A 25990-nucleotide genomic window follows, 5' to 3' on the forward strand; every position below is an offset into this window, starting at 1 on the left:
TTACTTCGCTCTATTTACTTCGTTCTATTGACTATAGCTCTTCCGGACTGCTGATGCAGCCAGTCAGTGCCGAAGCGGCAGCCACTGCCGGGCTGGCCAGATAGACTTCTGATTCGGGATGTCCCATACGCCCCACAAAATTTCGGTTGGTGGTGGCCACCGCCCGTTCGCCTTTGGCCAGAATTCCCATGTGGCCACCCAGACAGGGGCCGCAGGTGGGAGTGCTGAAAACTGCGCCAGCCTCCACAAAGATCTCCACCAAACCTTCTCTCACCGCTTGAAGGTAAATTTTTTGTGTCCCTGGGAAAATAATGCACCGCAGGTTTTTCGCTACTTTCTTTCCTTTCAGAATTTTGGCCGCCATCCGCAAATCATCCATGCGACCGTTGGTGCATGAACCGATGACCACCTGGTCAATCTTCACATCACCTGCTTCCGCCACGGGACGGGTATTGTCAGGCAGATGAGGAAACGCCACTGTCAGGGGAATGGTGGCAAGGTCAATGCGGTGGGTTTTTTCATAAACAGCATCTTTGTCGGCTTCATATACCCGATGGGGTTTCACGGCATGCTCTTTCACATATGCCTGCGTCTTCTCATCCACAGGAAAAATGCCGTTTTTGGCTCCGGCTTCAATGGCCATGTTGGCCATGGTAAACCGATCGTCCATTCCCAGGTTGGCAATGCCATCACCAGTAAATTCCATGGACTGGTAACGGGCACCATCCACTCCAATCATACCGATAATGTGAAGGATCACATCTTTTCCCGTTACCCAGGGTTGCATTTTACCTGTGAGTTCAAATCGTTGAGCTTCCGGCACCCGAAACCAGGTTTTGCCGGTTGCCATCCCTGCTGCCATATCGGTGGAACCCACCCCGGTGGAAAAGGCTCCCAAAGCGCCATAAGTACATGTATGAGAGTCAGCTCCAATCACCACATCACCAGGAACCACCAGGCCTTTCTCCGGCAGGAGAGCATGTTCAATTCCCATTTCTCCCACTTCAAAGTAGTTTTCAATATCCTGGTCAACAGCAAACTCCCGAACTTGCCTGCAGTGTTCTGCTGAGTGAATGTCTTTGTTGGGGGTGAAGTGGTCTGGTACAATCACCACTTTTTTCCGGTCAAACACTTCTGTTGCTCCCATTTTTTCGAACTCCCGCAGTGCCACAGGAGTTGTCACATCATTTCCCAACACCAGATCAAGCTGTGCTTCTATGAGTTCTCCGGCACTCACCGTTTCTCTCCCGGCATGTACCGCCAGTATTTTCTGTGTCATTGTCATACCCATCTTGCCTGCCTCCTGTCTGTCCAGTGATCGATCTTCATACCTTTCATTTACATATAGACGCTGGCCTACATATAGGCGCTGGCCTTTTCTTCAATGATTTTCAGCAGCTTGTACTCCATTGAATCCACCAGAGCCAGCCAGCTGGCTTCAATAATATCTCCCGAAACCCCTACGGTGCTCCACACATAACGACCGTCTGAGGATTCAATGAGCACCCGCACCCGTGAAGCTGTAGCAGAACGGGTATCCAGCACCCGCACCTTGTAGTCGGCCAAGTATACCTCTTTCAACTCAGGATAGAAGGCTTCCAGTGCTTTTCGAAGCGCTTTGTCAAGGGCATTCACCGGCCCATTGCCTTCTGCTGCGGTCACTTCTTCTTTGCCATCCACATTGATTTTTAGGATCGCCGTACTGCTATGGGTACCATCGGGCATTTGCTCGTCAATGATTTTAAAATGATCCAGGGTAAAAAACGGCTTGTATTTACCAAGGGTTTTACGAATCACCAACTCAAAACTGCTTTCAGCCCCTTCAAACTGATACCCTTCGTGTTCCAGCTCTTTGAGCCGTTGCATGACCAGTCGTGTTTCCTCAGAATCTTTACGAATATTGGGATTCACCTTGCGAATTTTATTCAGGATGGTGCTGCGGCCTGCGACTTCAGACATGAGAAAACGCCGCTTATTACCAATTTTCTCCGGGTCAACATGCTCAAATGAGCGCACATTTTTATGAACACCATCAATGTGCATGCCGCCTTTATGGGCAAAAGCACTGTTTCCTATGAAGGGTTCCCGTTCATTCAAGCTGATGTTGGCCACCTCTGCAATGTACCGGGCAGTGGGAGTCAGTTCCTGCAATTTACCGTCAGGCAGGCACTGCATCCTTTTTTTCAACTGCAGGTTTCCGATCACCGTGCATAGATTCACATTACCGCAGCGTTCACCAAATCCCACATAGGTGCCCTGCACCTGCCGGGCACCGGCTTCGACAGCCATAATGGTGTTGGCCACCGCCATACCACCGTCATTGTGGCAGTGAATCCCGATCTTGCCCCCAACTTCTTTGACGACCAGAGCCGTCGCATCAAAAACCTCCTGAGGAAAAGCACCACCGTTGGTTTCACAGAGCACTATCCAGTCGGCACCGCCGGTTTTGGCCGCCTGCAGTGTGGCCATGGCATATTCCGGGTTATTTTTGTAGCCGTCAAAGAAATGCTCTGCATCATATACCACTTCTTTTCCCAGCGATTTAAAGTAGGCCATGGTATCCTGAATCATTGCCAGGTTTTCTTCCAGGGTGGTATTGATGATATCGGTCACATGAAAATCCCAGCTTTTTCCGAAAATGGCAACCGCAGGGGTTTCAGCCAGCACCAGGTTTTTAATGTTATCATCCTCCGCCGGGGTGACTCCGGGCCTCCGAGTGCTTCCAAAGGCTGTGAGGGCGGCATGTTTCAAGTTGATCCCCTTCACCCGCTGGAAAAATTCCAGGTCTTTGGGATTGGACCCCGGATTGCCTGCTTCAATGTAGGCAACACCCAATTCATCAAGGGCCCGGGTAATTTTGATTTTATCTTCGACTGAGAAAGAAATGCCTTCTGCCTGGGCGCCATCTCTTAAAGTGGAATCAAAGACAGCAATGTTGGTATTGCCTGCCGGTTTTGTCATGTTTTCACGCTCCCTCTTCCCTGACATCACTGATCATTCGGTTGATGGCGTTGAGATAGGCTTTGATGCTGGCCTCAATCACGTCGGTACTGATCCCGCTGCCGTGGTATTGCCGGCCGTCTTCTTTTCGAATCTGCACCAGCGCTTCTCCCTGGGCATCTTCGCCCTCAGTGATGGCCTGCAGTGAATAGTCTTCCAGATCAAAAGTCATACCCACCAGTTTATCAATGGCTCCAAAAGAGGCATAAATAGGACCGCTGCCGGTGGATACTTCTTCCATTTCCCCTTTTCCATTGATGAGCCTGACAGTGGCAGTGGCGGTCATCTGGTTACCACAGTTGATCACAAACTGCTTCAGGCGGTAATGTTCTTCCATGCGCATGGTTTTTTCCTGCACCAGTGCCTCCAGGTCCCGGTCGTAAATGACTTTTTTCTTGTCAGCCAACACTTTGAATTCTTCAAAGACGCTGTCTAACGACTGTTTTTCCAATCGATATCCCAAATCTTTCAGCCGGTCTTCAAAGGCATGACGTCCGGAGTGTTTTCCCAGTACCAGTTGATTGGTGGCAACCCCCACCGACTCAGGTGTCATGATTTCGTAGGTGCTTTTATTGGCCAATACTCCATGCTGATGAATGCCTGATTCATGGGCAAAGGCATTTTCACCCACAACAGCCTTATTTCGCTGTACTTTCATACCGGTTACCTGGCTTACCAGACGGCTGGCAGGGTATAATTGAGTGGTTTCAATACGTGTTTTGGCAGGAAACTGATCTTGCCGGGTGTTAATGGCCATGACGATTTCTTCCATGGCGGCATTACCGGCCCGTTCTCCAATTCCGTTGATGGTGCATTCCAGCTGGGTTGCTCCGGCTTTAACTGCTGCCAGTGTATTGGCCACCGCCATTCCCAAATCGTTGTGGCAGTGCACTGCAATGGTGGCTTTGTCAATACTGGGGACATTGCGGCGGATACCATCAATCAGCTGGTAGTATTCATCGGGTGTGGTATACCCCACAGTGTCAGGGACGTTGATCACTGTAGCGCCTGCCTGAATCACCGCCTCAAAGATTTCGTACAGGTATTCGGGCTGGCTGCGGGTGGCATCCTCTGCTGAGAACTGCACGTCACTCAACAGGCTTTTGGCATACTTCACCATGGCCACTGCCCGCTCCAGCACCTGCTCCCGGGTGGATTTCAGCTTGTATTCAATATGAATATCCGAAGTGGCAATAAAGGTGTGAATCCGCGGCGCTTCAGCAGCTCTAACGGCTTCATAGGCCCGATCAATATCCTGTGGAACGGCGCGGGCAAGACTGGCCACCCGCGCGTTTCTGATGGTTTCAGCCACTGCTCTGACTGCTTCAAAGTCGCCGGGAGATGCAATGGCAAATCCGGCTTCTATGACATCCACGTTCAGCTTTTCGAGCTGACGGGCCACCTCCAGTTTTTCTCTCAGGTTCATGCTGCACCCCGGTGACTGCTCGCCATCCCGCAGCGTGGTATCAAAAACCATCAGATGCTTTCGCTCCATCATTTTCAACTCCTTTTCATTATATTTTCAGGCCTTTTCAGCCTTTCTTTTTCTGCCTTGCATTGATTCACATGACGCACGCTTATTTTTTCAGCCAGCTCATCATTTTCCGAAGATCTTTACCCACGATTTCAATGGGATGTTCCTGTTCCATTTTGCGTCGTGCCATGAACTGGGGTCGGTTGGCCTGGTTTTCCAAGATCCAGTTTTTGGCGAAGGTGCCATCCTGCACTTCTTTTAGCACTTTGCGCATTTCATTTCTGGTTTCTTCAGTGATAATGCGTCGGCCCACACTGTAGTCACCGTATTCAGCGGTATCGCTCACCGAGTAACGCATGTAGCTGAGCCCGCCCTGGTTGATCAGGTCAATGATCAATTTCATCTCGTGGAGACATTCAAAATAAGCACTTTCCGGTTGGTAACCAGCTTCCACCAACACTTCAAATCCAGCTTTCATCAGTTCTGTCACCCCACCGCAGAGCACTGCCTGTTCGCCAAAGAGATCGGTTTCGGTTTCTTCTTTGAAGGTGGTTTCCAGCACACCGGCGCGGGCACCGCCAATGCCGGCGGCGTAAGCCAAGGCAACATCCATGGTATCACCGGTGACATCCTGATGAATGGCAACCAGACAGGGAACGCCCTTGCCTTCCTGATACTGGCTGCGCACTGTGTGGCCAGGGCCCTTGGGAGCCACCATGAACACATTCACATCTTCAGGAGGAACAATCTGACCGTACTGAATGTTGAATCCATGGGCAAACACCAGGTAATTGCCGGGTGAAAGGTTGGGCTGGATGCTTTCCCGATAAAGCTGGGCCTGTTTTTCATCATTGATGAGAATAATCACCACTTCTGCCTGTGCGGCGGCTTCGGCGGCTACAGCCACTTTCAAACCCGCTTCCTCAGCCAGTTTCCATGACTTGCTGCCTTCATAAAGACCTACAACCACTTTCACACCAGATTCATGTAGATTGAGGGCATGGGCATGGCCCTGGCTTCCATAACCGATGACCGCCACTGTTTTTCCCTGCAGTTTCTCCAGACGACATTCCTCTTCATAAAACATTTTTGCCATTGATGTTTCCTCCTTTATGGTTTGAATCTTTATTGCCTGCCTTCATCAGAGAATCAGTGATTACGACGTCCAAGGGCCGTGAGGCCCGTACGAACAATTTCCCGAATCCCATGGGGTTTCATCAGATCGATAAACGCTTCCAGTTTTTGATAATCTCCAGTGACTTCCAAAATGACGCAGTCTGTGGCCACGTCTATGACTTTTCCTCTGAAGATGTCCACCACTTCCAGAACTGATGCCCGATTGGCATCGGTGGTGCTCACTTTGATGAGAGCCAGTTCCCGATAAACCGATTCTTCAGGCTTTAATTCCTTAATGCTGACCACATCAATGAGTTTGTTCAGTTGTTTTTGAATCTGTTCCAAGACTTCCTTGTCGCCGTTGACCACCAGGGTAATGCGTGTCATGCCCGGTAATTCAGTACTGCCGGAAGAAAAGCTTTCGATGTTGTAGCCCCTTCGTGTAAACAGTCCTGAAATGCGACTGGTGACACCCGGCTGGTCTTCGACCAGCAATGACAACACATGCTTGTTCATGCCCGCGCCTCCTTTTTTAAAATCAAAAAAGCCCCGTCTCTGCATATTGCAGGGACGAGGCATTCACCACGCGTTACCACCCTCATTGCTTTTATGTATTTACATACACAAAAACCACTCAGTTCAGGTTCAATCAAACCCGCAGTCTGTAACGGGACTTCCCGTTGACTCCTACTGTAATGATTCGGAATCACTGCTCCGGAGTGAGTCGTGTCTTTCCCGCAGTACCGGTTCGCAGCTGCCACCGGCTCTCTGTAACTGCATCTTGGCTGGACACTAATTCCATCAGCGCATTTGCCTTCTCATCAGGTTCAATCAAACCTTCAGCCTGTAACGGGGCTTGCCGTGTACCCCTACTGGCGGCCTTGTGCCGATCTTTGGGGGTATCTGCTCGGGAGGGATGCTCATTTGGCAACAGTATCGGTTCGCAGCAACCACCGACTCTCTGTAACTGTTGTACGCCATCTGACTGTCTCCGTCTTCGCATTTCGTTATGACTAATTTAAAATGAATTCTAACAGGTAAAATTCTGCTTGTCAACCGCGAAAATGACAATTTTTAATATTTTTGTGAATATTTCTAGAAAAATATCAATTATGTCAAAAGACAAACGTTTTCCTAAGAAAGACAGTTCATTCCACCATCAAAAAACTGTCCACCATTTCATTGGACAGTCAAGTTGAGGGCGATTCGTCATTCATGCCATCCATCATCATTGGAATGAATACGAAAGAAGAAATCAAACCTGTTGTTTGCCGGGAGACAGCGCTTCCTGAAGCAGGGTTTCCATTTCGTCTCGATTAAAGTGATAAGCCGTCAGGCAAAAATGACAGGTGATTTCTGCATCTCCATCTTCATGAATCATTTCTCTGAGTTCTTTTTCTCCCAGACTGATCAGTGCTTCTTCCATGCGGTGACGGCTGCAGTCACATTCGAAACGAGGTTCCATCCGCTCGGTCACCACGGTGTCAAAACCCAGCATCACCAGATGCATCAGTTCTTCCACATCTTCTGCCTGCTCAAGCAGCTGACTCAGGGGCGGCAGCTGCAGCAGTTGTTTTTCCAGCTTGGATAACACTTCTTCACCAATATCAGGCATCACCTGAAGAATGAACCCACCGGCTGCTTTAATATGATAGTCCACATCCACCAGCACACTCAGACCCACTGACGAAGGCTGTTGCTCTGAATGCATGAAATAAGCGGTTAAATCTTCAGCAATTTCGCCGGTGGTGAGGGGATAGGTGCCAATATATGGCGCTTTCAGACCCAGGTCTTTAATAACAGTCAATTCGCCGTCAGTTCCCACAACAGCTCCCACATTCAGCTTTCCGGGAGCCAAGTAGACGCTTTCCACCTGGGGATGATCCACTAGGCCTTTGACACTCCCATCCTGTTTGCCGACACATAGAATGGTTCCAATGGGCCCGCCTCCGTTGATGCGCAGGGTGAAGCGCTCACCGCCGCCTTTGAGCATCTGGCTCATCATGGCGGTGGCTCCCAAACTTCTCCCCAGTGCAGCCGATGCCACAGGTGACAGTTGATGGATCTGACGGGCTTTTTCAACCATACCAGTATGGCCGATAAAAAAACCTCTGATTTGGTGGTTTGCCGCTGTCATACGAATTAATTGATCTTTCATTCAATAACCGCCTTTCGGCCACGAAGGCCACGAATCAACAAAAAACAGGCCGGTACTCCAGCCTGTTCGGTTCCGAGTTTATTTGAAATCAGATTCTAAGTAATTCCTTAGGCTCTTTGAACATTGGTAGCCTGAGGACCCTTTTCACCATCAACGATTTCAAAGCTGACTTCTTGTCCTTCTTCGAGGGTTTTGAATCCATCCATCGTGATGGCAGAGAAGTGTACGAAAACATCTTCACCGTTTTCTCTGGAGATGAAACCGTAACCTTTCTCCGCGTTGAACCATTTAACCGTACCTTTTTCCATTCTCAAATTCCTCCCAAAACTTAATTAATGAAAATATCAAGTATTCCCACCAGTATTCATGTTACACGATTGTTCGGCAGTTGTCAACCGATTTGGTGAATTTCGGGCCGTTTTTTGCAATCGTTTTCAATTGCCAGGGCCGCTTGTTAGAAGCGTCCCAGGACCATGGAAATCTGAATCAGCAAGATGTGGATGAAAAGAGGAATGACGCCTGTCAGCGGAAAATATTCCCACCATTGAACCAAGGGTGGCTGGTCATCCGTCAGCGCTTCTTCATTCCCGGTTTCCAATGCCTGTTCTTCTGAGTTCTGAATGGCTTGTTCAGCCTGTGGGTCATCATTAGCCGGCAATTCAGGCGCTCTTTCTTCGTCATTTAATGTCTGCGACGCTGATGCAGGAGAATCATCACTCATCTGTGAGGGCGGCATAGGTGTGTTTATGGCTGGCTGCGGCAATGAACTGGTCTCCAGTTTGCGATATAAATACCAACTGACACCTATCCCCAGAATTGCCAGCACACCAAAAAACAGCAGACTGGCCAGCAGCGAATCACTCACTGTCTCTTCAGCAAGCTGCATTTCCTCCGCCGGCATCCACTGAGCCAACAGGGTAAACACATAACTGAGGGTCACTGCAAACCCATTGTTCACAATGTGTCCAACAATACCGGCATACAGAGAGCCGGTGGCTTTCACCAACATGCCAAAAACCAATCCCAGCATAATGGCACCCAATAAATTGTATATATTGTAATGGAAAATGCCAAAAAGAAGCGCCGTGATCACCACTGCTTTTCCTTGCCCCAGCGATTCATAGCCGCGCATGATAAAACCTCTGAAAAACACTTCTTCGCAAACACCGGCCAACAGCGAAACAATGAGAATGAGCCGCAGGTATTCAAATGGACTGCTGGCTGCAGGCAGCTGGGGAATTTCCAGGTTTCCGATTCTGCTCAACAAGTTCAACATGAGGAGGTTGGCAGTAACAGCCGCCGGATACATGAAAATGGTGATGAGGGCCGCCAGAACTCCCTGACGCAGGGAGATGGGATTCAGGCGGAGAATCTGACGCACGTTCATCCGTCTTAGTTCCAGGTATAAAAAGGGAGGCAGCAACACCACTGCCAGCTGGGTAATAATGAGCCCGGTATACAGTTCCCGTTGCTGAACGGTAAACCCAATGGTGAAGAAAAGCAAACTGCCAATTAAAAAAAGTAAGTTGGCATCAAATACCCGCAAGGTTCTAAGCTTGTTCACGCTGTCATCACTTCCCTTTCAATTATGCACCGTCGAGTGTTGCCATTTTAAAGCACATCAAAGGCAGCTTTGTGAATCAGTATGTTCAAATACGCCTGCACTCCGGTGGCCAGCACCTGCTCATCGAAATTAAACCGACCATGATGCAGTGAATGAATCAGCCCTTTTTCTTCGTTTCGAGTACCGAGAAAGAAAAAAAGACCTGGGTACTTTTTCTGGTAAAAAGCGAAATCTTCTGCCAGCATCACTGGTTCAACCAACTCCACATGTTCCTTTCCCTGGGCCTGCATAAATGATTCCACCATCTCCAGCGGGTTGTTGACTGCCGGGTACATTTCCCTTAGATCCACATCCACCTGACACTGGTAGGTCAGTTCCATTCCCCGCACCACTGCCAGCAGCCGACTTTTCAGGGTTTCATAGGTATCTTCACGGAATGTTCGAATGGTGCCCTCCAACTGCACCTGCCGGGCGATCATGTTGCGCACCTCACCGCCGCTCATGCGCCCGAAGGTAATGACTGCCGGGTCAAGCGGGTTGAGGCTGCGGCTGATAATGGTCTGAATGGCCAGCAGCAATTGTGAAGCCACCACAAGGGCATCATTCCCCATGTGAGGCGTTCCCCCATGAGCATTTTCTCCCCAGATGGTGAGGTCTATTTCACTGTTCTGGGCCATCATGGGCCCAGGGCGCACGCCCAGCTTTCCCTGTTCAATACCAGGAAACAGGTGCAGCCCATAAATTTCATTCACCTGGTATTCATCCAGCAGGCCGGATTTGACAATTTTTTCAGCGCCCCCGGTGCCTTCCTCCCCTGGTTGAAACAAAAGCAGCACATTGTCGCCCAGACGAAAATCCCCTTTTACCAGCACCTCAGCCAGCCCCAGCAAAATGGTCATGTGTCCGTCGTGACCGCAGGCGTGCATCTTTCCTTGCTTTTTTGACTTGAAAGGAACCTCATTCAGCTCCACCACTTCAAGAGCGTCCATATCTGCCCGAAAACAGTAAGTCTTACGACCGTGACTGCCTGGAATCCAGCCAGCCACACCTGTTCCCACAATACCGGTACGGCACTCAATGCCCAGCTCTGTCAGGCGGCGCACCACATAATCTGCCGTCTCCAGTTCCTGGAAAGCCAGTTCCGGTATTTCATGCAGCTCGCAGCGGGTTTGAATCAGCTTCCCCACCATCTTATCCACTTCTTGAGACCATCGCATACCTTTGTTCATCTTTCCCCTGCTTTCGGTGGCAGCTTTCTTCCATTAGCTCTCTGCCCTTTGATAATTGGCCACTGATCATCCATCAATTTAAACGCACCTTTTCAGTCAAATCATCGCTTGCCCTATGTTACAGTGGGATCTAATCCATTTCAGCGTTTTTCATCGGTGACCGCAAACACATAGGGCACATTACGATAATAATCACCGTAGTTCAGCCCGTAGCCCACCACGAAACGGTCAGGAATGGCAAAACCAATGTAGTCGGGCACCAGCTCTGTTTTTCTTCTGGAGGGCTTGTCCAATAGTACGCAGCAGCGCACACTTTTGGGGTTCTTCCCCTTCAGATGCTTCATCACATGACTCATGGTCAGGCCAGAATCTGCAATATCATCCACCACCAGCACATCACACCCGGTGAGATCTTCCTCGATATCTTTCAGAATGGTCACTTGACCTGTGGTTTCTTCGCCATGTTCATAGCTGGAACTAGTCATAAAATCAACCTTCAGTTTCAGATCAATGCGACGCACCAGGTCAGCTGCAAAGATGAAGCTGCCCCGAAGTAATGACACCACAAACAGATTTTTGCCAGCATAATCATGGGTGATGGCTGCTCCCAGTTCACGGATGCGGGTTTCAATAACCTCTTCAGAACAAAGGACTTCCCACACTCTTTCTTCAATGTTCATGCCTGAACTACCTCCCCTTTATTCAGTTAATCCGGTGATCGGTCGAGTCCGGTGATTTTCAATCACTGATTACTTTGATTTCATCCATTCTATTCGAAAAATAAAGTCATGTCAATGGATACAGGCATTACAGCATGGGAGGATTCTGATTGTGATTGTTCTTATCCAACAACTTCTTGATTTCCTTTAGCAGCTGAACAATCTGGTTCAGGGCATACTGGATTGAAATGAGAATGATAAAAAAAATCACAGCCGGAACGATGAGGAACTCCTGGGAAAACATGGGCCACCTCCTATTCACTTTTATCGGATATCCAACTGAAAGCAGACCGGCGAACCGGTCTGTGCAGGCTGAAGACACTAAGCCACGAAGACAGGGAATCTGGTAAAAGCGTTACAGAAAGCCAACCTGAGATGATGCCAACCAGGAGTTTCATGTCAGTCAAGGCTCAAAATGTCTCTATGGTGCGGCTTCGTACAACAGTATTTCGTAGCCTTCAAGATCTTCTCTCAGCAGTTCTGCCCTGCTGTCAGGAATGGCAATGGTATTTGGGTCGCCGTCACTGATAAACCGGCGCCGGCTGCCGGATTCAAAGGTTGCCAGCCAGTCATACATGCCCACGCCATCCACCTTGGTTTCACTGGCCCTTACCCGGCGTATTTTGAGGGGGTTAAAGTCCCGGTTAAAGGGAGAATGATAGGGATCCCAGCCCACCTCCAGCACAGCTTCGTTCACGTAGGTTACCTCTTGGTAAGTCCCACTTTCCACATAAGGAGCCACTTCATCGCTGGAAGGCCTTGATCCGAAAGGAAGGGCAAAGGTGTTCACCTGATAATCGTCCACATACCGGTTCACCAGTTGCTGAATGCGCCCCAACTCCTGCTGAAGCTGCTCTGCCGACGCATCCCCCAGGTGCAGGTGGGTTTCGGTGTGATTGCCAATATCCATGCCATTGGTCACCAGATAATTCAGTTTAAAGTCCACCCAGTCCGACTGCCCGAAAGGGGTGCCGCCATTGATAAAGAAAGTGGCATGGGGCCGAAAGTCAGGATGCGCTTCGTGAAAGGCCATGAGAATACCCACAGCGCAATCGGGGTCAATGATCCATTCTCCTGTTTCATCCTCAATCATGTTGAAATTATTGTCGTTACCGTCGTCAAAAGTGAAGACCACCGGTGTTTTGCCGGCGGGCACATGAATCTGACCCCGGGCGTAATCAATGAGACGAATGGGGCGAAAGCCCTGTTCATAGAGTACTTCCAGATCTTTTCGGAAGTTCTCCGGCGTTCGGGACCATTCTGCCTCTGGCTCACGAATGTGATGATACATGAGCACCATGATCTGCCCCAGTTCATCTGCTTCAACAGAGGCCGGGTCTGCCGCCTCATAGACGGGTATCTGTTGCAGCAAAGAACCTGTTGACTGCTCTGAAGCTGTGGACTCCGGCACCGCTGCTTCTTCAGAATCACCATCTTCCACAGGTGCCGCTTCTGCCCCTTCATCAGTGGCTGGGCCAGGCAGCGGGTTGCCTGTTGCCCCACTGGTGGTGTCAGAAGCATCTGAGCATGCCATCAGCATCCCTGAGGTTCCCAGTCCCAGAATTAAAAGAAAGATCAGCACCAGCAGCCGGCTTCCCCTGTATAATGTCCTTTGCCTGCTGTCGCTTACGCTTTGAATCTCTTTTCTGTATTGGTCTCTTCCCACAGTCATTTTAACATCCTCTCCAACAATTGCTATCTCAGCATTCAGTACACATTCATGAGCTGCAAAACCTGCGGTCTGTTATGCAGTCTGTTATGCGGTCTGCTAAAGGGCGCTTTCTCTATTGATTACCCCAGGGACACACCCGGAAACAGATACCACAGACAGCTCCCCTCCCAATATGCTGATAAGCCTTTTTCATATGGTGGCTGCACAGCGAAGGGTCCACCAGGGCTTCCCGTTCCAGCCCCGGTGTCCATTGAAGGTTCCCCGCCAAGGCCCCCGCCGGACAAGCATCAGCACACCGGCGGCACTCACCGCAACGACTTTCTGTCACCGGATCATCCGTGGCAAGGGGCATGTTGGTGAGGATGGTCACCAGGCGCACCCGGGGCCCATAGGCCGGTGTTACCAGACAGCTGTTTTTACCAATCCAGCCCAGCCCCGCCCGAGTGGCTGCCAGTCGATGCTGAAAGCGCCCCCGGTAGCGTTGCTCTTTTTCATTCAGGCTTTGGGATGCGGGAATGGCCATAGCCTCATAACCCCAGCGCTGAATCTGCAGCATGGCTTTCAGGGCCATTTGGTCCAACAGGGTATTCACCGATCGGTAATGATGAAAATAGGTTTGGGTGGGGCCGGCGGTCATACTGATTTCTTCAATGATCCGCCCTGACAAATGCACCGCCGCCGAAATAGCGACGGGTAAATCTGTCAGGTCAGCAGGAAGCCAGGGGCCCACCTGGCCAAAACCCACCAGATCAGCCCCCGCTTCTTTTAAAAGCCTACTTAATTCCAGCTGGTGAGCCTTTAATGTTTTTTCCGATTCATTGACCAGCCTTTCCGGTGATACCGGTAATTCCATCACGCACCACTCCCTGACAATACCCGTTGCCTGACAGTTCCCAACAGATAGAGGGAACCGGCACAAATCACCACGCCATTTTCCGGTGTCAGCTCAATGGCTTTGTCAACAGCAGCTTCCGGGTCAGGCACCACGGTAACCGTTATGTCTCCACTGCCCTGATGCTGATCAATGATCCTTCCCAGTTCTTCTGCTGCCATAGCCCGGGGATTGTCAGGCCGGGTAACCACCACCTGGTGAATTCTTGGCAACAGGATTTCCAGGAATCCCTTCACATCTTTGTCTGCCATCATACCCGTTAAAAAGGTGACTGGCTGGTCTGGCAGCAACCGTTCAATGCTGCCGGCCAACGACCGGGCACCTGCCAGGTTGTGGGCTCCGTCAATGATGAACAGAGGGTGATGTTGGAGAATTTCCAGCCGCCCCATCCATTTCACCGAAGCCAGTCCCTGGTAGAGGGCTTCCTGAGAAATCGTGTAATTTCCCCGCCGGGGAAGTTCCTGCAATACGCGCAGAGCGATGAGGCAGTTATCCACCTGGTGTAAGCCTGGTAAGGCCACCTGGATATTTCGATAGTCAACCCCACCCAGAATGGCAGAGAACCGCTGCCCTTCCAGACGACTTTCGTGAACTGTCACCGTGTCAGACAGGGCCGATAACAGGGGCGCTTCCAACGCCGCTGCCCTGGCTTCAATAACGGCCATGGCTTCCGGCATCTGCCCGCCCACCACCACAGGACAGCCCGGTTTGATGATGCCTGCCTTTTCACCTGCGATGGCAGCCAGGGTATCACCCAGGTATTCCATATGATCATAATCCACTGGCGTGATCACAGAAATCAGGGGCTGATCCACCACATTGGTGGAGTCTCCCGTTCCACCCAGCCCCACTTCCAGCACCAGCACATCCACCGACTCCCGGGCAAAGTAAAGAAACCCGATGGCAGTGACCACCTCAAACTCGGTGGGGTGAGTGCAGCCTTCGGCCAGCATGGCTTCCACGGCGATTTTGACTTCGGCGGTCATCACCGCCAGATCTTCGTCGGGAATCATGGTTTCGTCAATGCGAATGCGCTCGTTGAAACGTTGAATGTAAGGCGAAGTGTATAAACCTGTTTTATAGCCCGCTGCAGTGAGTACCGACTGGAGCATGGAGCAGACAGAACCTTTCCCGTTGGTACCGGCCACATGAATCACCGGCAGGTTTTTTTCCGGATTGCCCAGCTTGGCCAGCAGGGCTTTGATATTGGTGAGGCCCAGCTTGCTGCCGAACTTGTAGGTACTGTGAATGTAGGTCAGCGCTTCTTCATAATTCATGGGGGCGTCAGCCTCCTCTTATCATTGATTCGTGCGATTCATCATCACCAGATCCCTGGTTCCCTGGTCACTTTAGATTTTCAGCTCTGCAATGCGTTTCTCAAGGGTCACCAGCATCTCTTCAAAACCGGCTTTCTTGGCCTTTTCTTCTTCCACCAGCTTTTCAGGAGCCTTTTTCATAAAGCCTTCGTTGGCCAGCTTTCCTTCCACCCGTTTAATCTCTGACAATGCCTTTTCCTTTTCTTTCTCCAGCCGCTGGATTTCTTTGTCCAGGTCAATAAGCTCTGCCAGAGGAATGTAAAGCTGGGCACCGGGAATGATGGTGGAAACCGCCAGGTTGGGAACATCCGTTTCATCCGCCAGGAAGCTGACCTCTCCAATGCCTGCCAGGCTTTTCAGGTAGGGGGTTCCCATGGTGATGATGCTGCGGCTCTCTTCTGTCTGGGCCACCACCTGCAGGGCCGCTTTGACGCTGTGGGGCACATTCATTTCTGCCCGAATGTTGCGGATGTTGCGAATGGCCGTCATCAGGTGTTCCATGCGGGTTTCCATCTGGGGTTTCAGTGCCTCTTCCCTGGCTTCAGGCCAGGGTGCCACCATGACGCTGCTGGTGGTATTGGGTAAGGTCTGCCAGATTTCCTCAGTGATAAAGGGCATGAAAGGATGCAAGAGACGCAGAATGCCCTTCAGCACTTCTGTCAACACCCCCTGGGCGGTTTTTCGGGCGTCTACGTTGTCGCCATAAAGACGGGTTTTCGTCATTTCAATATACCAGTCACAATATTCATTCCAGGTGAAATCGTAAATTTTCTGAAGAGCCAGCCCCAGTTCAAATTTGTCGAGATTGGCTGTCACCTCCTGGCGTGTCCGTTCCAGACGGGAAAGAATCCATTCATCTTCCAGGGCCAGGCTGTCTGCCAGGGTTTCCATTGTCGGCACTTCTTCTTCCAGATTCATGAGGACGAACCGGGTGGCGTTCCACAGTTTGTTGGCAAAATTACGGGCAGCCTCCAGCTTTTCCTGGCTGAACCGCATGTCGCTGCCGGGGCTATTCCCCTGAATAAGGGTGTAGCGCAGGGCATCGGCACCAAACTCATCAATTACCTGCAGAGGGTCTACCCCGTTCCCCAGGGATTTACTCATTTTGCGGCCTTGAGCATCCCGCACCAGTCCATGAATCAGCACATGCTTAAAGGGAATTTCTTCCATAAACTCCAGGCTGGAGAATACCATGCGCACCACCCAGAAAAAGATGATGTCGTAGCCAGTCACCAATACATCAGTGGGATGGAAGTATTTTAGTTCAGGGGTCTGCTCCGGCCATCCCAGGGTGGAGAAGGTCCACAAAGCAGAGCTGAACCAGGTATCCAGCGCATCTTCATCCTGCCGCAGGTTGGTGCTATTGCATTTGGAGCAGGCAGAAGGTGCCTGGCGGGCCACAGTGATTTCCTGGCAGTCATCACAGTAGTAGGCAGGAATCCGGTGCCCCCACCATAACTGGCGGGAAATGCACCAGTCCCGGATGTTCTCCAGCCAGTGGAAATAGGTTTTGTCAAACCGTTCCGGCACAAACTTGATAGACCCGTCTCTCACCGCCTCAATGGCGGGCTTTGCCAGAGGTTCCATGCGCACAAACCATTGTTCGGAGGTGAGGGGTTCCACTGCCGTGTGGCAGCGGTAGCAGTGCCCCACGTTGTGATTCCGTTCTTTCACCGCCACCAGCAGGCCCAGCTCATCCAGGTCCTTTACCAGTGCTTTTCGGCATTCATAACGAGCCATGCCCACGTAGGGGCCTCCCAGCTCGTTGATGGAGGCATCGTCATTCATCACCCGAATTTGGGGCAGGTCGTGGCGCACCCCCACCTCAAAATCGTTGGGGTCATGACAGGGGGTGATTTTCACCGCACCGGTGCCAAACTCCGGGTCCACATAGGTATCGGCAATAATGGGAATTTCCCGGTTCAAAACGGGCAAAATAGCGATTTTTCCAATAAGATGCTTGTACCGTTCATCATCAGGATGCACTGCCACAGCTGTATCTCCCAAAATGGTTTCGGGGCGTGTGGTGGCAATTTCGATGAAACTGTCTTCTCCTTTAATGGGATATTTCACATGCCAGAAATTCCCCATTTTATCCTCATGTTCCACCTCTGCATCAGAAAGGGACGTTTTGCAGTCGGGACACCAGTTGATGATCCGGTTTCCCCGGTAAATCAGCCCTTTTTCAAAGAGCCGGACAAACACCTCTGTCACAGCGGCACTGCAGCCTTCATCCATGGTGAAGCGTTCACGTTCCCAGTCACAGGAGCTGCCCAGTTGCTGCATTTGCTCCACAATGCGACGCCCATAGGTATCCCGCCAGGCCCAGGCTTCTTCCATGAATTTTTCCCGGCCCAGTTCCTGTTTACTGATGCCCTTTTCTTCCTTCACCTTTTCAACCACTTTCACTTCTGTGGCGATACTGGCGTGGTCGGTTCCCGGCATCCAAAGGGCTTCAAACCCGCTCATACGCTTGTAGCGAATGAGGATATCCTGAATGGTTTGGTCCAGGGCATGGCCCAGGTGCAAGGCACCGGTGATGTTGGGTGGTGGCAGCATAATGCTGAAGGGGGTTTTATTTTCATTCACTTCTGCACGAAAATACCCCTTCTCCAGCCAGTCCTGGTACACTTTTTTCTCAAAATCCTTGGGGTCATAGTTTTTAGGTAACTGATTTGCCATTGTATTTCCTCCTTCAAATATCAGCTTTCGTATGAATGATTTTTTCCCATCAAAAAAACCCTCTCTCCTATCTCTAAGGACGAAAGGGCTTCGCGGTACCACCTTAATTCCGGCAACAAAACAACAACCAAAGTGCCGACACTCAATCAGGATAACGGCCTGCACCGTCCGCATGTACGCACCTGCCCAAGCAGGCTTCCACCCGGAAGCTTCAAAGCTACCTTCAACAGCCAGTGTTCCAAAAAGTCTTTCAGCCAGGGACTTTTCTCTCTGGGGAGCTGCGCTGCCTACTCCTCTTTTTCATCGCTTTTGTGTATCGATTGACTTTCTTTGGTTCATTATACCCTACTGAATGGGATTGTCAACTCACATCGATTCATCTTCCTGTTGTTCCAACCAGTTCTCTACTTTTCTTTCTTTTTTGCGTTGATCATATCAACCTACATTTTTGAGTCGAAGATGCTTGGTTAGGTTCCGCTTATACCTCAGTTGAAAATGTCACTCCTGTTGATCAGTTTGCTGAAAGACGATTATCATTTACATTTTTATTTTCAACTCAAATAAGATGTCTTCCAGCTCTTTCAACAGCTCTTGAATCGTTGCCTCCGAAACATGTTTGCCGCTGCTTAATGGGTTGTCTTTGTATAAATCATAATTGGCCCTCGACTTGATCCGATTCTTTATCCCTTCCACATATCCTGAAAAGTCTAGCTCTTTCGCCTGGTGTATATACCTAAATTCAGACCCATATGCATCAGCAACTACCTCTCCAAGAGCTGCATGCATTGAAAGTACTCTATCCATAAGCAAAATAGCTTTGCCTATCGTTTCATTAAATGTTTTTTCATCAATACCCTCACTAAACTTATGATTAGGCACACATACATCAACTATCATAGGTTCATTGGAGTCGGGCTTTTTAAAGAATGTCCTGAAAATTGTCCGCCCTGTACTTTCCTGATAAAACATTTTTACATCATTGGACAGCAGTGTATTCTGTAACCTCCCATTAAGTTTGGATAAATCGAACACTTTTGAACCAAAATCATTATTTTTTGCTACTTTAAATTTTTCTGATACATATATATCAGTTTCGCTATTGATCAAGTCTTCGAACTTATCTTGAAGGTTATTGTTGGAGGCAGCCTTAACTCCAGTGTAATAATTGGTTGAGCTCACATTGCTAATGTTCATTGTTAAACCCCTTTCTCATTTTTTTGATGTGATTCTTAGGAATTATGACGGCTCACACTCATGTTCGCACAACACATCAGTAGTACTTTGATGAACTTGTATGTGCCGCACTTTCAACCTGTGAACCACTTCGATAAGCAATTCCATTTGAAACCATTCGATACGAGTACCCTTTTGTAACATAGTGACTCCCGCTGAGCCCCATACTTGTACCATTCGCAGTATTCGACCATGATTTTATGGTTGTCCATCTATTATTGTTGTAGCGTTGTAAGCTGATATTGATTCTGAGGGAGTCAACATTTCTTGCTGTTAAATAAGACGAAACCGATACCTGGCCGTTTGAAGCAATATCAAAATTATTCTGAAACAATACGATGTGTGTAAACAGAGGCTGTATCAATTCTTGTGTTTCAATACTTGGTGCTTCTTTCACTTCGTTCAACGCAAAAACCGGCCCATTCAACAAAAAAATGACGACACCTACACACAGCAACTGAAATACTTTTCTCATGTTCATATGATCATCTCCTTTTGCTATGAAAACGATATAGAGGAGCTATCTGTTACACTTGTTTTTTTCTGTTGGAAGTTCCCTGCGTTGAAAGTATAGCGGCTAATGGATCAACCCATCAAACCACTGAAAATCGAAAGGCACTGTCACCAGTCCTTTTCCGCCTTCATCATTCATTTTTCCATCTGAAAAAAACAGTCTCTCATCCTCCAACACATACAGATGAAAGACATACCCATCCTGAAGCTGCTCCGGGTAGTCCATGGCGTAGCCTCTCTGGTTAAGGGCTTCGTCTTCATAAGCCACACGGATGTAATAGAACTCGCCATCAAGCCAACTGGCCATGTCTTTGTCTGCATTCACGTATTCCCCAGAAGCTGTTCTCAGCGCATCAAAGATGGCATCGATGGTCGCCTCATCTCTGATCTCAACGGTTCTTTCCTCAATCTCCAGCATTTGCCCTGGCAGTTGTCCAAAGAAGGCTTCAATTTCTTGTCGTTCTTCGTCCTCCAATTGACTTAGGTCTTCAAAAGCAACCCCAGGGCCACTGTTGCCTATTTCCTGGACCATTTCATAAACTTCCTTGTTTTGGACCATCAGGCCTGCTGGCGTCACCAAGTGTTGCAAGTCAATTTCTTCCCTTGCCATTGTTCCGCCATCATCACAAGCCATGAGAACCGATCCTATGAAGCAGGTCAGGCCAATTAGCCATTTTTGCTTTCGAGTCATCATAGCACCTCCACTTTAAAACTGAGATTGACGTCCCGTTTTAGTTTCACCTCCAAAGCACATCCATTGTTCTTATTTTTCCAGTTGAATGTTCTCCGCCATTTGGACAATGGTTTCTTCATCGATGTTGCCGATGAGATAAAAGGTATGCACATGGTCATACCACAAAAGCGTTCTTAGTCCTTCTTTTTCCACCAACAGCCCTTCTTTTTGTCCGATGAACACTTGCTGGGTAGCGGCATCTTCTGTATCCAGCTGAAAGCTTCCTCCGGTGGGAGACTGGGAAAACTGAATTTCATCCCCGAACTCATTACGATAAAAGAGGATGCGCATGTCACCAACACTCATGGTGTCTGCCACCTGATAACCTTCAGGAACAAAAGCCGGCAGATATACCTGTTGCCATTCTTCAGGGATCATCACCTGCTCCGATGCTTCCTGGGCGACGAAATCGACACTGGTGTACCGCTCTGTGATTTCGGTGACCAGATTAAACATATTGACACGGAAGGCATCCACGCTGAATACCAGCACAGCCATGCCGCAGCCCACAGCCAGCAACACCATGGCCGCCCTTCTGCCAATGCGTGTGATGTACCGACGTCTTTCCTGCTGTTTTTCCATTGTTTTCAATCCACTTATGTAGTCTTCAAACCATCGGTCCAGCGCTGGGGGATAGGGCGTTTCAGCGGCTTCCTTTGCCATGGCATCCAGGTTTTCTGCCATGTTTTCTGCCAAATAGTACCCGGCATAGCGATAAAACCCTTCCATCATGTGATCGACTTCCTCTTGTGGTGTTTCGATTTTTTTACTCATAAGCACATTTCTCCCTGTCTTCCCGTTGTGCCTCTTTCTCGACGAGCTTTCGAAGGGCTGCTCTGGCTCGAGAGAGGCGCACCCTGACATTGGCTTTTGGAATGCTGAGTGTGTCGGCGATCTCTTGATCTTTAAAATCGCTGTAATACTTCAGCATCAACACCTCTGCATATTCAGGCTTGAGCTGCTTCAGCTTTTCTTTAATCCAGGCTGCGTCGCCCACACGGATCATGACATTATCCATGGAATCTGCTTCATCGGGTATTTGGTCTTCAATGTCATCAAAAGGCACCAACGACCGGCGCTGTTTTTTTCGGTACAGATCAATGGAAGTGTTCCTAACAACTGTAACGATATAGGCTTTGGTTTTGTTACAGTCGATGTCTTCCATTTTTTCCATATAGGGAGCCAGCTTGATCACCGATGCCTGCACCACATCCTGAGCATCCTGGGGATTTTTCAATATCTTCAAAGCCATATAGTACATTACTTTTTGGTATTTCAGATATACCATCTCCAGCTTGCTTCTTATTTCTGGATTCGGTATGACCATGAGAAACTGAAGCATCTCTATTTCATTCCTTTCAATGCCAAGGCGAAGTTTTACGGGAAAAATGTCTGCCTGATTTCCCTCATTTTAACATACCATTCAAAAGCAGCCAACCTGACAGCCTGTGAAAGGCTGAGAAGCTGACTGCTGATGAGTGGTGTCTTAATGGGTGTTATTAGAGAGCCGTTGGCGGCTTAATAGCCTTTTTGAGGATCCACCAGGTTCATCATGGTGCCTTCTCCCGACAGATACACCTGCAGGTTATTGGAGATAATTTCCATGGCTTTTTCCATGTATTTGGTGGATTCGCCGCAGATGTGGGGGGTGATCACCACATTTTCCATGTGCCAAAGGGGGCTATTCTCCGGCAAGGGCTCCGCCTCAAACACATCGGACCAAAAGGCCCGGATCTTCCCTTCCCGCAGCACCTCAATCAGGTCGGCTTCTTTGATGGTGCTGCCCCGGCCCATGTTAATGAGGCAGGCCTCCGGTTTCATTTTTTCCAGCAGGGCGCGGTTAACAAGGTGTTCTGTGGCTGGAGTACCTGGCAGCAGGTTGACAATATAGTCGCTTTCGCTGAAGAGCCATTCAATGGATTCCATGCCCACCACTTTGTCCACATGGGGTACTTCACGGGGATTGTTTTTCAGGCCAAGCACCCGCATACCCATGAACTCGGCTTTGCGGGCCACCTCTTCACCGATGGTTCCCAAACCCAGAATACCCAGGGTGGCGCCGTTAATTTCCCCTTGCAGGGACTTGCGATCCCACTGGCCGCTGAACTGGCGCCGCATCAGTATATGAATGCTGCGAGCCAGCATCACCATGGCGGCGATGGCATACTCGGCCATGTGAATGCGGTGTATCCCTTTTCCGTTGGTGACCACCGCTCCCTGATCTATCAGTTCTTTCAGGGGGAAGGCATCCACCCCCACGCTGAGGGCCTGTACCCATTTGAGCCGACGGCCTTTTCGAAGAATATCCATCTCGCAGGGAAACGCCACCAGTACCTCGGCATCTTCAATGGTTTCAGCCAGTTCCTCCGGCCGGATCACGGTCTCCAACTGCCACTCGTCTGCTGGCAGCAGTTTTTCAAATGCTTCCCGGTCAACCTTCAGGTATTTGGGGGCATAGACAACTAATTTTCGCATGGGCTCCACTCCGTTTCTTTCACTCATTGTGTCCTGTTCACAGGTTACTTCACATATTTACCCAGTATGGGCCAGGTTATTGACTACCAAACAAAAAGACACCCGAAAAAGCTGTCCGGGAGTCCTTTCAAAGCGCCTTTCATCACTACAGCCGTATGATCACTTCTTCAAACCATTGCTTCATTTCATCTCGAACGCTCTTCAAAAAGCTTTCTTTATAGGGATGAAAGCAGCCTTTGCCCGCCAGCACATTTTTGCTGTCCCGGAAATTTTGGAGCACATAACGTTTGCTGCCTTTCAGCCAGTAGGCGATGGCCAGCAGGTCTTCCCTGGAAAGCAGTTCCTGGCAAACGGTGGTGCGGAATTCATATTGCTTCAGGTGAGTTCTGATGAGTTCAATACTGCGGTTAATGACCACTTCATCCATCGGTACGCCGGCAACTGCTTCATAACGCTCTGGAGGTGCCTTGATATCCATGGCCACATAATCCACCAGACCTTCTTTCAGCAAGCGCTCCAACAACTCAGGGTTGGTGCCGTTGGTGTCAATTTTAATCAGGTAGCCCAGTTTTCGAACCTCCACCACCAGGTCATACAGGTCGTCGGTGAGGGTACACTCCCCCCCTGAAAAGACCACTGCATCGATGAGATGGGCGCGTCTTGCCAATTCTTCCAATAGTTGTTTCTGGTCAAGGTCTTCTCCTTCCCCTTCCAGCAATTCAGCATTATGACAGTAAGGGCAGCGGAAATTGCACCCCTTTGAAAATAGCACTGTGGATAGCCCGTTGGGATAATCGATCAGCGATGTTTTCTGAATGCCGCCAATGCGCACACGCTTCACCTCGGTTTGTTGGATTGGGTAAATCGTTTTCCTCTTTTCATCCTAAAGCATATCCGGTCGTAAGGCAAGAAAAATTCCACATCAGGTAAAAGTGTCGATAAACCATCGGGGTTTTCATTATCAACCGACGAAAAAAGAATGGGGAGTTACCGATGTATCCGGTCTCCCCATTTGCTTATGATCGGTCACGTTGATATAGGCGTAGAGATATTATCCTGCTTTTACACTGGTCTTTTCCTGCTCCACCTGGGCTTTGGCGGTGGCTCCCTGCAAGCTCACCTGGGTGTCAAACTCCAGACGATCCTTGAACTCTTCTTTCTTCCCTTTGTTCCAGGACTGCACCGGTCGATGGAAACCCACTACTCTGGTCCACACTTCTGCTTCGCTGCCGCAGTGGGGGCAGGTGAACTGTTCCCCTTTCAGGTAGCCATGTTCAGAACAAATGCTGTAGGTGGGTGTCAGGGTCATGTAGGGCATGTGTGAATGTTGGAAGCTCCGCTTAATGAGAAGCTTGGCTGTTTCAACGTTCTCAATTTCTTCACCGATGAAACCGTGGAACACGGTGCCGCCGGTATATTTGGTCTGCAAGGGCTCCTGGGCTTCAATGGCGTCAAAAATATCTTTGGTGTGACCCACAGGCAGCTGAGTGGAGTTGGTGTAGTAGGGCTCGTTTTCTCCCTGGCTGATGATGCGGGGATACATGGCTTTGTCGATGCGGGCGAACCGGTAGGAGGTTCCCTCTGCCGGTGAAGCTTCCAGATTCCACAGGCTTCCTGTTTCTTCCTGGAAGATGGAAATCACCCGGTTCATAAACTCCATGATATCAATGGCAAACTCCTGACCTTCTTCACTGGTGATGTCGACTCCCAAAAGATTCAGACAGGCTTCGTTCATGCCGTTGAGGCCGATGGTGGAGAAGTGGTTTTTAAAGTATTCTCCCGTGGAATCTTTGACGCTCTGCAGATAGTAGCGGGAATAGGGGTACAAGCCTGATTCCATGTAGTTTTCCAGCACCAGGCGCTTTTCATCACAGATTTCCCGGGCCAGCTCCATTAGTTCCCGCACCCTTCGTTTAAACTCTTCCGGGTTGTTGGTGAGGTAACCAATGCGGGCCATGTTCAGGGTGACCACGTTGATGGAACCTGTCATGGGATTGGCGCCAAAGAGACCGCCGCCCCGCTTCCGCAGTTCCCGGTTATCCAGCCGCAGGCGACAACACATACTGCGAATGTCTTCCGGTGACATATCTGAATTGAGGAAGTTGGCGAAATAGGGGGTGCCGAACTTGCGGGTCATTTCCATGATGGCGTCGGCCACCTCGGACTCCCAGGGGAAGTCGGGGGTGATGTTGATGGTGGGGATGGGGAAGCTGAAAGCCCGCTGGGCCCCGTCGCCTTCCATCATGACTTCACAGAAAGCCATGTTGAACAGGTCCATTTCTTTCTGAAACTCTCCATAGGTTTTGTCCATAGGTACACCGCCGATGGTCACCGGCTGGTTTTTCAGCATGGGGTGGGGAGCAATGTCAAGGGTGATGTTGGTGAAAGGGGTCTGAAAACCCACCCGGGTGGGGATATTCAGATTAAAGACAAAACGCTGCAGGGCTTTTTTCACCTGGGCATAGTCTAACTCATCATAGTAAATAAAGGGGGCCAGGTAGGTGTCGATGCTGGAAACAGCCTGGGCACCGGCTGACTCACCCTGCAGGGTGTACAGCAGGTTCACCAGTTGCCCCAGGGCGGTTTCAAGATGTTTGGGAGGTTTTGATTCCACTTTCCCCTTGGCACCTTTAAAGCCTCTTCGGAGAAAGTCTTCCATGTCCCAGCCACAGCAGTAGGGGGCCAACAGCCCCAGGTCATGAATGTGCAGGTCGCCGCGCACGTGGGCGTCCCGCAGTTCTTTTCGGTAGATTTTGTTCAGCCAGTATTTGGAGCTGATGGATTCCACAATGTGGTTGTTCAATCCCTGGAGAGAGAAACCCATATTGGCGTTTTCATTCACCCGCCAGTCGGCCAGGCTCACGTATTCTTCCACCATTTCTTCTGCATCCATGAACAGGTTTTTAACTTCCCGAATCTCTTCCCGCCGCTTGCGGTAAAGTATGTATGCCTTGGCCGTTTTGGCATGACCTTCTTCAATGAGCACTTTTTCCACAATGTCCTGAATGTCTTCAACAGACGGTATGCTGGCGCGAAAGGTTTCGTTGAGAATGTCCTCTGCTTTTTTTGCCAGGCTGCCGGCTCTTATTTCATCGCTTCCCCCCACGGATTTCACCGCGGCGAAGATGGCATCTTTGATTTTTGTCAGCTGGAAATCGGCAATTTCCCCGTTTCTTTTTTGAATCTTGGTAATGGCCACGATCCGTAACCTCCT

Annotated in this window: 23 protein-coding genes and 2 other annotated features; all 23 genes read right to left on the bottom strand. The window is 49.7% G+C overall.

From position 1 onward, the window contains the following. Positions 1-31: 31 nt before the first annotated feature. Positions 32-1291, bottom strand: a complete 1260-nt coding sequence (leuC, locus tag QOL74_RS02270; RefSeq protein WP_283407802.1) for a 3-isopropylmalate dehydratase large subunit — start codon at positions 1289-1291, stop codon at positions 32-34. A 65-nt stretch (positions 1292-1356) separates the two neighbouring features. After that, positions 1357-2961, bottom strand: a complete 1605-nt coding sequence (gene cimA, locus QOL74_RS02275) for a citramalate synthase (RefSeq protein WP_283407803.1) — start codon at positions 2959-2961, stop codon at positions 1357-1359. 4 nt (positions 2962-2965) lie between these two features. After that, on the bottom strand, positions 2966-4495 hold the full coding sequence (locus QOL74_RS02280; protein WP_283407804.1) for a 2-isopropylmalate synthase: 1530 nt from the start codon (positions 4493-4495) through the stop codon (positions 2966-2968). 82 nt (positions 4496-4577) lie between these two features. Continuing rightward, positions 4578-5570 (bottom strand): ketol-acid reductoisomerase, encoded by a 993-nt coding sequence (gene ilvC / locus QOL74_RS02285; RefSeq protein ID WP_283407805.1) that lies wholly within the window; start codon positions 5568-5570, stop codon positions 4578-4580. Between the two features lie 53 nt (positions 5571-5623). Next, complete coding sequence (gene ilvN / locus QOL74_RS02290) at positions 5624-6106, bottom strand: acetolactate synthase small subunit (RefSeq protein ID WP_283407806.1); 483 nt, start codon at positions 6104-6106, stop codon at positions 5624-5626. A 47-nt stretch (positions 6107-6153) separates the two neighbouring features. Further along, positions 6154-6404 (bottom strand) — a binding site (T-box leader). 441 nt (positions 6405-6845) lie between these two features. Then, positions 6846-7748 carry an Hsp33 family molecular chaperone HslO gene (gene hslO, locus QOL74_RS02295; RefSeq protein WP_283407807.1) on the bottom strand — a complete coding sequence of 301 codons (903 nt, stop codon included), beginning with the start codon at positions 7746-7748 and terminating at the stop codon, positions 6846-6848. Positions 7749-7855: 107 nt separating this feature from the next. Beyond that, the gene (locus tag QOL74_RS02300; protein WP_283407808.1) at positions 7856-8056 is read right to left on the bottom strand and encodes a cold-shock protein; all 201 of its coding nucleotides are present in this window, start codon (positions 8054-8056) and stop codon (positions 7856-7858) included. A 146-nt stretch (positions 8057-8202) separates the two neighbouring features. Then, the gene (locus QOL74_RS02305; RefSeq protein ID WP_283407809.1) at positions 8203-9312 is read right to left on the bottom strand and encodes a type II CAAX endopeptidase family protein; all 1110 of its coding nucleotides are present in this window, start codon (positions 9310-9312) and stop codon (positions 8203-8205) included. Positions 9313-9359: 47 nt separating this feature from the next. Continuing rightward, the gene (locus QOL74_RS02310; protein WP_283407810.1) at positions 9360-10541 is read right to left on the bottom strand and encodes a M20 metallopeptidase family protein; all 1182 of its coding nucleotides are present in this window, start codon (positions 10539-10541) and stop codon (positions 9360-9362) included. A gap of 140 nt (positions 10542-10681) precedes the next feature. Then, positions 10682-11215: a hypoxanthine phosphoribosyltransferase gene (gene hpt, locus QOL74_RS02315; protein WP_346771703.1), complete on the bottom strand. Its 534-nt coding sequence runs from the start codon at positions 11213-11215 to the stop codon at positions 10682-10684. A 133-nt stretch (positions 11216-11348) separates the two neighbouring features. After that, a complete protein-coding gene (locus QOL74_RS02320; protein WP_283407812.1) occupies positions 11349-11504 on the bottom strand; it encodes a hypothetical protein in 156 nt (51 codons plus the stop codon). A 177-nt stretch (positions 11505-11681) separates the two neighbouring features. After that, the gene (locus QOL74_RS02325; protein WP_283407813.1) at positions 11682-12932 is read right to left on the bottom strand and encodes a polysaccharide deacetylase family protein; all 1251 of its coding nucleotides are present in this window, start codon (positions 12930-12932) and stop codon (positions 11682-11684) included. A gap of 112 nt (positions 12933-13044) precedes the next feature. Continuing rightward, the gene (locus QOL74_RS02330; RefSeq protein WP_283407814.1) at positions 13045-13785 is read right to left on the bottom strand and encodes a 4Fe-4S double cluster binding domain-containing protein; all 741 of its coding nucleotides are present in this window, start codon (positions 13783-13785) and stop codon (positions 13045-13047) included. Continuing rightward, positions 13785-15101, bottom strand: coding sequence for a bifunctional folylpolyglutamate synthase/dihydrofolate synthase (locus QOL74_RS02335; protein ID WP_283407815.1), 1317 nt, complete (start codon positions 15099-15101; stop codon positions 13785-13787). Before QOL74_RS02335 ends, QOL74_RS02330 begins: the two co-directional genes overlap by 1 nt. A 72-nt stretch (positions 15102-15173) precedes the next feature. Further along, a complete protein-coding gene (locus QOL74_RS02340; RefSeq protein WP_283407816.1) occupies positions 15174-17822 on the bottom strand; it encodes a valine--tRNA ligase in 2649 nt (882 codons plus the stop codon). Positions 17823-17894: 72 nt separating this feature from the next. Next, positions 17895-18135 (bottom strand) — a binding site (T-box leader). 224 nt (positions 18136-18359) lie between these two features. After that, entirely contained in the window at positions 18360-19016 is a 657-nt protein-coding gene (locus QOL74_RS02345) for a hypothetical protein (protein WP_283407817.1), read from the bottom strand. Between the two features lie 76 nt (positions 19017-19092). Further along, positions 19093-19536, bottom strand: coding sequence for a hypothetical protein (locus QOL74_RS02350; protein WP_283407818.1), 444 nt, complete (start codon positions 19534-19536; stop codon positions 19093-19095). Positions 19537-19632: 96 nt separating this feature from the next. Further along, entirely contained in the window at positions 19633-20259 is a 627-nt protein-coding gene (locus QOL74_RS02355) for a hypothetical protein (protein WP_283407819.1), read from the bottom strand. Positions 20260-20331: 72 nt separating this feature from the next. Beyond that, the gene (locus QOL74_RS02360) at positions 20332-21075 is read right to left on the bottom strand and encodes a DUF4367 domain-containing protein (RefSeq protein ID WP_283407820.1); all 744 of its coding nucleotides are present in this window, start codon (positions 21073-21075) and stop codon (positions 20332-20334) included. Beyond that, positions 21068-21643 (bottom strand): RNA polymerase sigma factor, encoded by a 576-nt coding sequence (locus QOL74_RS02365; protein ID WP_283407821.1) that lies wholly within the window; start codon positions 21641-21643, stop codon positions 21068-21070. Before QOL74_RS02365 ends, QOL74_RS02360 begins: the two co-directional genes overlap by 8 nt. A gap of 176 nt (positions 21644-21819) precedes the next feature. Next, positions 21820-22776 (bottom strand): D-2-hydroxyacid dehydrogenase, encoded by a 957-nt coding sequence (locus QOL74_RS02370; protein WP_283407822.1) that lies wholly within the window; start codon positions 22774-22776, stop codon positions 21820-21822. Positions 22777-22921: 145 nt separating this feature from the next. Next, a complete protein-coding gene (locus QOL74_RS02375) occupies positions 22922-23608 on the bottom strand; it encodes an anaerobic ribonucleoside-triphosphate reductase activating protein (protein WP_283407823.1) in 687 nt (228 codons plus the stop codon). Between the two features lie 219 nt (positions 23609-23827). Next, entirely contained in the window at positions 23828-25975 is a 2148-nt protein-coding gene (locus QOL74_RS02380) for a ribonucleoside triphosphate reductase (RefSeq protein ID WP_283407824.1), read from the bottom strand. Positions 25976-25990: the final 15 nt, after the last annotated feature.

The organism is Anoxynatronum buryatiense (assembly GCF_900182905.1).
Lineage (GTDB): Bacteria > Bacillota > Clostridia > Peptostreptococcales > Tindalliaceae > Anoxynatronum > Anoxynatronum buryatiense.